Source organism: Citrobacter sp. (assembly GCF_050252275.1).
In the GTDB taxonomy this organism is placed as follows: domain Bacteria; phylum Pseudomonadota; class Gammaproteobacteria; order Enterobacterales; family Enterobacteriaceae; genus Citrobacter_A; species Citrobacter_A amalonaticus.
This window is the reverse complement of the sequence record NZ_JBFWLF010000013.1, coordinates 19,749-30,501: the sequence shown is the minus strand read 5'-3', so window position 1 is coordinate 30,501 and position 10,753 is coordinate 19,749. Positions and strand designations below refer to the sequence as shown.

The 10,753-nt window shown below is 54.2% G+C and carries 8 protein-coding genes and 1 pseudogene; 1 reads left to right on the top strand and 8 read right to left on the bottom strand.

All coding sequences use genetic code 11. The features are described 5' to 3' along the window. The 7 genes and pseudogenes from wcaD to AB7E14_RS02240 all read right to left on the bottom strand — a co-directional run. Positions 1-186 (bottom strand): annotated as a pseudogene (wcaD, locus tag AB7E14_RS02270) (colanic acid polymerase WcaD); the annotation flags it as partial. Continuing rightward, on the bottom strand, positions 161-1,378 hold the full coding sequence (wcaC, locus tag AB7E14_RS02265) for a colanic acid biosynthesis glycosyltransferase WcaC (RefSeq protein ID WP_109740378.1): 1,218 nt from the start codon (positions 1,376-1,378) through the stop codon (positions 161-163). The gene wcaC and the pseudogene wcaD, both read right to left, overlap by 26 nt. Continuing rightward, positions 1,375-1,863: a colanic acid biosynthesis acetyltransferase WcaB gene (gene wcaB, locus AB7E14_RS02260; protein ID WP_043000182.1), complete on the bottom strand. Its 489-nt coding sequence runs from the start codon at positions 1,861-1,863 to the stop codon at positions 1,375-1,377. The genes wcaC and wcaB overlap by 4 nt, the downstream gene beginning before the upstream one ends. Before the next feature lie 2 nt (positions 1,864-1,865). Continuing rightward, positions 1,866-2,708, bottom strand: coding sequence for a colanic acid biosynthesis glycosyltransferase WcaA (wcaA, locus tag AB7E14_RS02255; RefSeq protein ID WP_044258698.1), 843 nt, complete (start codon positions 2,706-2,708; stop codon positions 1,866-1,868). Between the two features lie 57 nt (positions 2,709-2,765). Continuing rightward, on the bottom strand, positions 2,766-4,928 hold the full coding sequence (wzc, locus tag AB7E14_RS02250; protein WP_043000180.1) for a tyrosine-protein kinase Wzc: 2,163 nt from the start codon (positions 4,926-4,928) through the stop codon (positions 2,766-2,768). Then, on the bottom strand, positions 4,928-5,374 hold the full coding sequence (gene wzb / locus AB7E14_RS02245) for a low molecular weight protein-tyrosine-phosphatase Wzb (protein ID WP_044328569.1): 447 nt from the start codon (positions 5,372-5,374) through the stop codon (positions 4,928-4,930). The genes wzc and wzb overlap by 1 nt, the downstream gene beginning before the upstream one ends. A gap of 5 nt (positions 5,375-5,379) precedes the next feature. After that, positions 5,380-6,516, bottom strand: a complete 1,137-nt coding sequence (locus tag AB7E14_RS02240; protein ID WP_043000178.1) for a polysaccharide export protein — start codon at positions 6,514-6,516, stop codon at positions 5,380-5,382. A 676-nt stretch (positions 6,517-7,192) separates the two neighbouring features. Between AB7E14_RS02240 and AB7E14_RS02235 the strand changes: the two genes are divergently transcribed. Continuing rightward, positions 7,193-8,776 carry a TerC family protein gene (locus AB7E14_RS02235; RefSeq protein ID WP_043000176.1) on the top strand — a complete coding sequence of 528 codons (1,584 nt, stop codon included), beginning with the start codon at positions 7,193-7,195 and terminating at the stop codon, positions 8,774-8,776. A gap of 110 nt (positions 8,777-8,886) precedes the next feature. Here the strand turns inward: AB7E14_RS02235 and asmA are convergent, their stop codons facing one another. Next, on the bottom strand, positions 8,887-10,740 hold the full coding sequence (asmA, locus tag AB7E14_RS02230) for an outer membrane assembly protein AsmA (protein WP_316962526.1): 1,854 nt from the start codon (positions 10,738-10,740) through the stop codon (positions 8,887-8,889). Positions 10,741-10,753: the final 13 nt, after the last annotated feature.

Below are 10,753 nucleotides of genomic sequence, written 5' to 3'. Positions count from 1 at the left end.
ACCAATCCCTAATGCAATCATCAGCTTCTTAATGCTGATTCGTTCAACGTACAGCAGCAATAAAACGGGTAAAAAAGTGACAATAGTGATGGGGAAACTTTCGCCCAGTTGGGCAATTTTGACGTTGACCAGCAGGTAGATCAGCGGCAGCAGCAGATAGCTACAGATTCTGATAGAACGAGACATATTCCTCCAGCATCTGTTGACCACTGTACGCCGCACGACTGCGCTCGCGGAAGGCGCTGAGCGAGGTACCAAAAACCGTCTGCGCGATGTCAGTTTTGTTCATCTGCACCAGTGACAGCACCTCTTCAGCGGCAAACGTTTTTCCGCCCGCCTTGCGCAGCACTTCCTGCGCCGCGTCGCTGTGGGTGGCGATCACCGGCACGCCGATTGACAACGCTTCACATAAAATCAGTGGATAGTTATCCACGCGGGAGCTGAACACCAGCGCGTCCATCTGGTTGAGCGCGCTCATCAGTTTGCGTTTGTCAGTTTCGAAGCCGTGATTCACCACGTTTGCCCCGTCAAACGGCGAGAATTTGCCAAAGGTATGCAGTTCAACCTTATCGCCCAGCGCTATCATGTCGCGCACCAGACGCTGATTAGTTTTTCCGTCATAGCGCAGGTCATGGGCCACAATCGCAATTTTCGGTTTCCCCGGGGTCTCATTGACCGGAGACAATTCTGCCAGAATCGCTTCGGTCGCCACATCGATCCCATTATTGATAATGCGGCAGCGCCCCACGCCGTACAGGCTGTTAAACGCATCGGCAACGTGTTGGCTTGGAGAGATAAACTGGCAACCCAGCGCCAGCATCTGGCGGAACAGTTGGCGTTTTCCATCGACCAGGTTATGCGCGCGGTCAACTTTCACCGGCGGATAATTACTCAGCGTTGGGCATTTCTGGCAGCCGGTTTTCCACCCCTCGCAGCCGTCGGTAAAGGCGCAGCGCCCGGTCACACTCCAGTGATCGTGCAGTGTCCAGACCAGCGTGACGTCCGGCTTGTGGTTTTTCACCTTTTCGCAGAACGCTACCACGTCAGCCAGATTCAACCAGTAGCTGTGCAGAACGTGAAAATGCAGCACCAGCGGGCCTGACGTGCGGGTCACGGTACGGTAGAGATTGTTCAGATTGCCAAACAGATCGCGATTGAACAGGCGAAACAGGGCGATATTAGCCACTGACGTCAGACGCGGCGTCTGTTTGATGACATGAGGATAGTGGCTATGGCTGACGCTCTTTTTCCCGCCCTTGCCGTAGCCGTAAATAAATTGCGAAGTCAGCCCTTTTTGCAGTGCGCGCTGATGCAGATCTAATGCCACTCCAGCCGCACCGCCTTCCGCCAGTCGCACATTAAATTGCACAATATTCATTTAATTACCTTAACCCGGGCCTTCTCGCCCACCACCAGCGCATTGTCCGGGATGCTGTCGAGCACCACGCTGCCTGCGCCAATCGTCACGTTATTTCCGATGCGGATGTCACCCAGCACAATCACATTGGCACCCAATTCCACGCCGTTCCCTATCACCGGACAGGCCAGGCTGTCAGCACCACGATTGCCGATGGTGACGCCATGACGAACCGTGAAATCGTCACCGGCCACCACGTTTTTGTTAATCACCACGGCGTAACCATGATGAATGGTGAAGCGTCGTCCGATGGTGGCCGCCGCCTGGATTTCATAGCCGAACAGGCATTCGGTTATCAGCCGATACAGCACCAGCACCGGCGCGGCCCACAGATTATTCAGCACGTTTTTTTTGCGCCAGACGGAGCAGAAATGAGCAACCCGGTAGGCCAGCACCATGCAGCACGGGCGCAGGCTCCAGCTGTTCGCGCGAATATCTTCCAGCATGCTTAACGTCCTCGCAGCCCGTCAGCCAGACGCTTGCCGTTGCGCAGTGAAAACAGCGTCAGCAACGTGCGCCAGGTCATGCGCTTATTGCGGATCTGATAGAGCGTAAACAGCTGATATTTCTTACTGGCGCGGTCAAATTTATCTTTGTGCTTGCGGTAAAAATGGAAGTAGCCAGAGAATTTCTTCGGCGACGAGGTGATCTGCATTTCGCCATGATTAACGTGCAGGATCTGCGTCGCCTCCTCCACCTTCCACGGTTCGCCATACTCCACCACCATCCGCAGAAAGATGTCGTAATCCTGCGCGGCTTTCAGTTCGGTATCGAACAGGCACTCTTTAAACCGCCACGCCCAGGTAAAGACCTGATTGCCAATGATGTTGCGTTTATAGAACAGGTGGCGCGAGTAAGGGGATTTCGGATACAGCGGCAGGCTCGCCGGCTGCGAGTAAACTTCGCCTTCGCAGACATAATCGTTGGCGTACAAAAAAGCGTGAGTCACCAGTTGATGTTTATGGGCAAGGAACACGCTCAAACGGTTTGGCGTCCACTCATCATCATCATCAATACCGGTGATGTAATGCCCTTGCGCCTGGACGATGGCCTGATTACGCACCGCGCAGGCACCAGAGTTGATCTCATTATGGGTGTAACGTACGCGCGGGTCGTTTAATCCCTCAACAAACTGCTGTAGCTGTTCATAAGAGGAAGAGCAATCATCAACAATGATCATCTCCCAGTGGGGATAGTCCTGACGCAGCACCGATTTAATTGCCCGAATGGCGAGCTGTTGCCGGTTCCAGGTTGGCATATAAATGGAGATCAGCGGATTTTCTGTATTCATGCTCTTTTCCCAGGAAGTGATGCCGGAGGGCCCAACGTGTAGGCCACTCACGATTTTTTATTTTGTGTCGGACTTGTATTCGTACTCGTAGTACCCGTAATCCTGATACCCGGTGGCGCGCCGGAAGATGGAGTTGAGGATCACCCCTTTCACCTGAATGCCGTTTTGCTCAAAACGGCTCAGGCTGGTTTCCACCTCTTTCAGGGTATTGACGGCATAGCGAGCGACCATCAACGTCGTGCCTGCGTGACGTCCGACAATCGCGGCGTCGGTGACGGCCAGGATTGGCGGCGTATCGATCAGCACCAGGTCATAGTGGCTACTCGCCCAACGCAGCAGTTCAGCAAAGCGTTCGCTCATCAGCAGCTCAGACGGGTTTGGCGGTACCTGACCGCGCGGTACAAGGTCAAAATTAGGAATGGACGTCGGTTTCGCGCAGGAGGCGATATCCCCTTTGCCGACCAGAATCTCGGACAGACCGTTGACGTTATTGGTGCCAAGCAGTTCGTGGGTATAGCCTTTACGCATATCGCAGTCGATCAGCAGTACACGCTTGTTGGTCTGGCTGATCACCGCCGCAAGGTTGGCGCAGACAAAGGTCTTCCCGATAGACGGGCTAACCCCGGTGAGCATCAGGACATTGTTTTGTGCCTGCATCATGGCGAAGTGGAGGCTGGTGCGCAGGCTGCGCACGGCTTCAATCGCCAGATCGGTCGGGTTACCCACTGCCAGCAGTTGGCTCTGCTTGTAACGCTTAACACCCTTAATGGTCTTGACGCTATCCCGCGCTTTCTGCCATTCCGACAGCGGAATGCTGGCGTATACGCTGATGCCATTCTCTTCCAGCACCTGCGGGCTTTCGATACCGCGGTTGAGCAGTGAACGCAGCAGCACGCCAACGATAGAGAGCATCAGGCCCAGAATGATGCTGCCGAGAATGATCAGCGCTTTCTTCGGCTTCAGCACGCCAGGCTGGGCAATGGCCGGGTCAACGATCCGCACGTCACCCACGGTGCTGGCCTCGGTGATCTTCAGCTCCTGCTGTTTGTTCAGCAATTGCATATAGACCTGCTGACCCGACTCAACGTCACGCGTCAGGCGCACAATTTCCTGCTGCGTTTTCGGCATCGCCGTCACGCGCCCGTTCAGTTTGGCTTTTTCATCTTCCAGTGCCTGACGTTTTTCCAGCAGCGTGCGGTACGCCGGGTGCGCTTTGGTGAAGAGTTTCGAGATTTCCGCTTCTTTAAAGGTCAGTTCGTTAAGCTGCGCATCAATGTTAACCATTGAGTCCAGCACGGCTTTCGCTTCCAGCGGCAAATCGACGGAGTCTTTATCCTGACGAAACGCATTGAGTTTATTCTCTGCCACGTCCAGATGCTGGCGCACTTCCGGCAACTGTTTCGCCAGGAAGGCCAGGCTTTTCGCCGCCTCGGCAGATTTGCGCTCAACGTTCTGTTCCAGATAATTTCGGGTAATGCTGTTGAGAATGTCGCGGATCTGATCGCGGTCTTCGCCAGTAAAGCTCAGGCTGAGCACGCCGGTATCTTTGCCGTTTTCGACTACCGTCAGGTTGTTTTGCAGGTTATTGATCATCCCCAGCGTGGAGAATTTGGTGACAGTAAATTCCGTGTCCGGTCGAGCATGAATTTCACTGACTACTATCGTGACGCCGTCTTTGCTCAGCGTCTGCCCGACCTGTCCGCGCGCGCTGAAGCCGCCGTCGCTGGTCAGTTGGTAGTCTTTGTCACTCAGCACCGTCAGGGTGAAGGTCTGCTCGTTCATCCCTTTCGGCAGGGTAAAGGTGGTGACTTTTGCCGATTCATTCTGTCGCCCCATCAGCCGTTCCCAGCCCGCGCCAAACAGCGGGAAGGTGTTTTTGGTGACCGAAATATCCAGATCCAGATCGTCCACCGTTTTGCCTAATACCAGACGCGACTGGATGAGCTGAATTTCCGCTTCCGAAGCCGGCGGCTTGTTGGATAACGCAGAGCCGATATCCTGCACCAGCGAGTTGCCGGTGTTTTGTTCAATCTGTACCAGCGCATCCGCACTGTAGATAGGCGTGGCGAAGAGTGTGTAAATCACCGCGCATAGCGCAAAGACCGCCGTAATGCCCAGCACCCACCAGCGCGCTTCAATAACGGTTCCCACCAGACGACCAATATCGATCTCATCATTGCCCGTTACCGGTGCGGCAGACTGTTTTACTTTTTCTGTCATTATTTTACCTGCTCTGCGTTCAATGCCTGCGCCCACTGGCGAGCAGACCGTTCAAGTAAGGCGTACACCGCTTCAAACGCCTCACGGCTTTTACGATACGGGTCGGGAATTTCACGTTCATCGTCCCAGTGCCCGAAAAGCATGACCTTGCCACGCATCTCGGGCGCCAGTTCGTGCAGAGAGGCGATATGTCTTTTTTCCATCGCCAGGATCAGGTCATAGTCCCGGCACAACCGCCCGGTGACCTGACGCGCGCAGTGTCCTTCCAGAGAAAGATCATGACTTGCCGCCACGCTCACCGCTGAAGCGTCAGCGCCTTTTCCCACCAGCGCGCCCAGGCCGGCGGATTCCACCGTTATCTGCGGGTGATACCGTTTGAGCAAACGCTCTGCCGTCGGGGAACGGCAAATGTTCCCCACGCAAACCACTAATATTTTGTTAAACATGACGATTACCAGTTATGAAGGTCGCTGGCCGTATCCGTCATGTAACGGACACCGCTGATGGTCGGCAGCAACTGATTGATCAGACGGTTCCAGCGCGCGACCGGTGCGGTGGTGACATACACCACGTCATACGGTTGCAGGCGGAATTCCGTCGCCATGACCAGAGAGGTCGCATCAGACATATCGAGCTGATAGATGTTGGCAATCTTGCCGCCAGGGCCTTTGCCTTTCAGCGGACGGATCACGAAGATGCCGCTGGCGTTGGAGGTGGTCAGATCGATGCCTTCGGCGTTACCCAGCGCTTCGGTCAGCGTCATGCCGCTGAAGTCCATTTTGAGGGTGCTCTGTTTTTTCACTTCACCCATCACGAACACTTTCAGGTCGTCATTGCGCGGCACATAGAGAATATCGCCGGGATAAAGCAGACGGTTCTGGCTGAGATCGCCGTTTTGCATCAGCGCCTGCAGTGAAATGCGTTGTTCTTTGCCTTTGTGCGTCAGCACCACGTTGCGCCAGTCAGCCACTTCCGTCAGGCCACCGGCGGCGTTAATGGCGTCCAGCACGGTCAACGGCACGTTGGTGATCGCCTGCTGCCCGGATTTATTCACCTGCCCGGAGATGTAGGCTTTTTGCGAACGGAAAGCGGCGATATTAACGTCCACCTGCGGGTCAGCAATGTACTTCGCTAAGCGCCCGGTAATATCACTACGGATTTCTGCCAGGGTTTTTCCGACCACGCTGACCTTGCCGATGTACGGGTAAAACATGGTGCCATCGGGCTGAACCCAGTTACCGGTATCGCTGGAGCTACGGTATTGGCCCGCAGGCGTAGTGAGTTCCGGGTGATCCCAGACGGTCACGCTCAGCACATCCCCTGCCCCGACACGGTACTCATAGCTGGCGAGCTCCTGGTCCAGCGACATATTCGGCTGGGCGACATTCGGGCGCGGGCGTAATTGTTCTACCAGTCGTGGCGTGAGTGGATACACGTTCACCATCCGGTCGAGATCAAAGTCAGCGTCTTGCTGTTTAATCACGTCTTTGCCCATCGTAGACATATTGCTGCCCGGAAGTACTGTGCAACCGCTTATCAAGGTTACCGACACCAATAATGGCATCAATTTCATTTTGGATTTCATCATTGATTATTTATCACTTTGGCAGAGTAATTATCCTGTGCAATTTAAATAGCGACTTCGCCGTACACATTTACATTGCAGTTAATTGAAAAGAAATTTAACTGGCATCAGTCCTAAAAAAATTGAATTCATCCGTAAGCTATTGACAGAATAATGCAGACTCGTCATCAGGCGTTCAGGCACGCTACCGCCCCTGGCTTTTTAGCTACCAATACACTGATTAGGTTATGTTTTTATAAGCCTTGTTATTTCACTGTTTGTCGTAACAGAGAAAATGTTAAGGCATTCTGAATGTCAGCCATTAATGAACCGGAACCCCACGTAATATATTTACTCGTCCATCATTAACGCTGGAAGAATTGTTACAGCTAACGTAATTGCAGGCAAGGTAACACGCCTGCTATTCTCTGTTTTTAAGATTAATATTAAGCGATATATTGGCCAGATTTTAGGAATTACTTGATGTTGACAGAATCTATTTCCTCTATTCACCCTACGATATTTCCTAAATAGCTTTTTGCCATATTTAATTATTCCCGACAGAAACTTTATGGTTATTTTCAGCGCAATCAGCAAGGTGAATACATGAGAAATCCCCTCTCGCCATTGCATTTTCCGTCCGCTTTATCCATGATCGAATTGTGACAATTGTCATATAACGAAAGGTATTACATTTACTATGGAATGGATCGCCGATCCGTCAATCTGGGCCGGACTGGTCACGCTGGTCGTGATCGAATTAGTCCTCGGCATTGATAACCTAGTCTTTATTGCCATCCTCGCAGAGAAACTGCCGCCTGCGCAGCGCGACCGTGCGCGCGTGACCGGGCTTATCCTGGCAATGCTGATGCGTCTGCTGCTGCTGGCATCAATCTCGTGGCTGGTCACGCTGACCAAACCGCTGTTTAGCGTGCACGGTCTGAGCTTTAGCGCCCGCGATTTGATCATGTTGTTTGGGGGCTTCTTCCTGCTGTTTAAAGCCACAATGGAGCTGAACGAACGGCTCGAAGGGAAAGACAGCAACAACCCCACTCAGCGTAAAGGGGCGAAATTCTGGGGTGTGGTGGCGCAAATTGTGGTGCTGGATGCCATCTTCTCGCTCGACTCCGTGATCACCGCCGTCGGTATGGTGGATCACCTGGCGGTGATGATGGCGGCGGTGATTATTGCCATCAGCCTGATGCTACTGGCGAGTAAGTCGCTCACCCGCTTTGTGAACAGCCACCCGACCATTGTCATCCTCTGTCTCAGCTTCCTGCTGATGATCGGCTTCAGTCTGGTGGCGGAAGGCTTCGGCTTCCGGATCCCGAAAGGGTATCTGTACGCCGCCATTGGCTTCTCGGTGATGATCGAAGCGTTGAACCAGTTGGCTATCTTTAACCGTCGTCGTTTCCTGTCGGCCAATCACACCCTGCGCCAACGGACGACCGAGGCGGTAATGCGTCTGTTGAGCGGCCAGAAAGAAGAAGCCGAACTGGATGCGGAAACCGCCTCGCTGCTGGTTGACCATGACGACAGCCAGATTTTCAACCCGCAAGAGCGTCGAATGATTGAGCGCGTACTCAACCTCAATCAGCGCACGGTCAGCAGTATTATGACCTCGCGCCATGACATCGAGCATATCGACCTCACCGCGCCGGAAGAAGAGATTCGCTCGCTGCTGGAAAAAAACCAGCATACGCGCCTGGTGGTGACCGGTGGTCACGATGAGGAAGATCTGCTGGGCGTGGTGCACGTGATTGACCTGCTGCAGCAGTCGCTGCGCGGTGAACCTCTGAACCTGCGGGTATTGATTCGTCAGCCGCTGGTGTTCCCGGAAACGCTACCTCTGCTTCCGGCGCTGGAACAGTTCCGCAATGCGCGAACGCACTTTGCTTTTGTCGTCGATGAATTCGGCTCAGTGGAAGGGATCGTGACGCTCAGTGACGTCACGGAAACTATCGCCGGTAATCTGCCGAACGAGGCGGAAGAGATAGATGCCCGCCATGACATCCAGAAAAACCCGGACGGCTCATGGACCGTCAATGGCCACATGCCGCTGGAAGATCTGGTGCAATATGTCCCGCTGCCGCTTGATGAAAAACGGGAATATCACACCATTGCGGGTCTGCTGATGGAAGAATTGCAGCGCGTGCCGAAGCCGGGAGAAGAAGTCCAGGTGGGCGATTTCCTGCTAAAAACGTTGCAGGTGGAAAGCCATCGGGTACAGAAGGTTCAAATTATGCCTTTACGCAATGAGGATGAGATGGATTACGAGGTTTAATATGAAACAATGCCGGGTGACGAATGTGCCGCCCGGCATATGGCCATTATCCGTTTCCAGGCCGGATTAAGACGCGAAGCGTCGCCATCCGGCACACACGCCCTACCGAATCAGAGTTTATCCAGCAGCTTCTTCACATCTTTGCCGTTGCGGGAATCTTTATTTCGCTCCGCCCAGTCGTTCAGACGACGCTTCGCTTCATCCTGCATATGCTTACGCAGTAATTGATCCACCTGCAGATTGTAATTCAGCGCCTGCCAGTTACCGTAAACCCGCAGCGGAACCGGAGTCGCCTTCAGGAAATCGATCAGCTTGCTTTCGCCCTTCCAGCCATCCAGCACCCGCACGTTAAACTGCGTATCACAGGTTTGCCCGACCAGGTCGAGCGTCCCCTGCCCCGTCAGGGACAACATTGCGGACTCGCCTGCCATGTTATCCAGCGTCAGTTTACCGTGATCCAGCGTCAGGTCCGTGACAAAGCGGGCCAGACGCGTCGCGTTATCAACGCTTTGCATCGACTGTACATCGCCGCCGCTGCGTTCCACGGCCTGCTGAATCAACTGCTGGAAGTTCATGCCCTCCATCCGCGTGTCGCGCATGTCAACATGGGCTTTCCCCTGCCAGCTGTGACGGAATGACTGGGCATCGATATCCGCACCGGAAAAATCTCCCGCCAGCGACATCTTGCCGGTCAGGGCAATCGGATAGTTGAATGCCTTGAGGATCGTACCGATTTCGACGTCGTCCAGACGCGGCTGGAATACCACTTGTGGCGTTTGCGCACGCGTATCCAGCGTCCCCGGCAGCGATATCATCCCGCCATCAAGTTTGCCTTGCAGTTCAGCGATCGTCAGCACATCGGACTGATTCGTCATACGGCTACTGACGTCGGTAAAATTCATCCCACGCCAGGTCACGTTATCCGCTTTCAGCGCGATATCGGCACTAAAGCCTTTCAGCCCCTGATAGGCGGGTTCATCCACACGACTTGAAATCACCGGACGCGCCAGCGGTGGCTGACTTCCCCCCTGCGCCACCGCGCCGTTGGCGCTGCTGGCATTTTCGGGCGGCGCTAACAGGTTATCCAGATTCAGGCGGGCAAATTGCAGGTTGACGAGCCATGCCGGTTGTTCCTTCAGCGTCACCTGCACGTTTCCGGTCAGGGCGCTGTCGTTCGCCGTCACATTAAGTTGGCTGAAGGTGAGCGTTTTCTTCTCTTCCTGCCACTGCGCCTGCAGTTGTCCCTGCCCCTGGATGCCCTGTTTCGGCAGATCGGCGCCCTGTAACTGCCAGCTTAACTGTTGAATACCCGCGGTGAAGTTATGCGGATAGTCGGAAGCGTCAACGGTACCGTTGAAAGCAAGGGTAAGATCGCGCTGGTCGCGATTCACGCGGCCTGAAAATTCGAAGGAGCCGCGATGCTGTGCATCCTGCTCCATTTGCAAACGAATATCGCGAACGGTTACCTGTTCATCATCTTCATGCTGAAAGACCAGTACGCTGTCCGCTACACGCAGACTGGCGACATCAAACGACCAACCGCGATCTTCAGCAACATCTGGCAAGGTGTTGTCTTTCGGGGCCACCGGGGCGTTTTCACGGCGTACCGCTTCCGTTTGCGGCGTTAGCTGAATCACTGCGCCTTTGAGCATCACCTGTTTGACACTGAGCTGATGGCTCAGCAGCGGCCACAGTGCGACATCCAGACGCATATTATCCGCACGAACCAGGGGTTCAGCGGCCCCTTCTGCCGTTAACACCATACGCCCGGAGAGGATGCTGAGTTGCGGCCAGACGTGCCAGCGCAGTGGGCCGTCCAGTTGCAGTTGATAACCGCTTCGCGCAGCCACCTGTTGCACCATATAGGCGCGGAAATCATTCGGATTGACTAACAATACTAACGCGGAGAAGCCGGCCACCAACACGACCAGCAAAATCATCAGCGTCGTCAGAAATCGTCTCATGCTATCCTCAATG

Excerpts from the sequence above, each read along its gene's own strand:
- wcaC (WP_109740378.1), bottom strand. The coding sequence starts at position 1,378 with ATGAATATTGTGCAATTTAATGTGCGACTGGCGGAAGGCGGTGCGGCT.
- wcaB (WP_043000182.1), bottom strand. The coding sequence starts at position 1,863 with ATGCTGGAAGATATTCGCGCGAACAGCTGGAGCCTGCGCCCGTGCTGC.
- wcaA (WP_044258698.1), bottom strand. The coding sequence starts at position 2,708 with ATGAATACAGAAAATCCGCTGATCTCCATTTATATGCCAACCTGGAAC.
- wzc (WP_043000180.1), bottom strand. The coding sequence starts at position 4,928 with ATGACAGAAAAAGTAAAACAGTCTGCCGCACCGGTAACGGGCAATGAT.
- wzb (WP_044328569.1), bottom strand. The coding sequence starts at position 5,374 with ATGTTTAACAAAATATTAGTGGTTTGCGTGGGGAACATTTGCCGTTCC.
- AB7E14_RS02240 (WP_043000178.1), bottom strand. The coding sequence starts at position 6,516 with ATGATGAAATCCAAAATGAAATTGATGCCATTATTGGTGTCGGTAACC.
- AB7E14_RS02235 (WP_043000176.1), top strand. The coding sequence starts at position 7,193 with ATGGAATGGATCGCCGATCCGTCAATCTGGGCCGGACTGGTCACGCTG.
- asmA (WP_316962526.1), bottom strand. The coding sequence starts at position 10,740 with ATGAGACGATTTCTGACGACGCTGATGATTTTGCTGGTCGTGTTGGTG.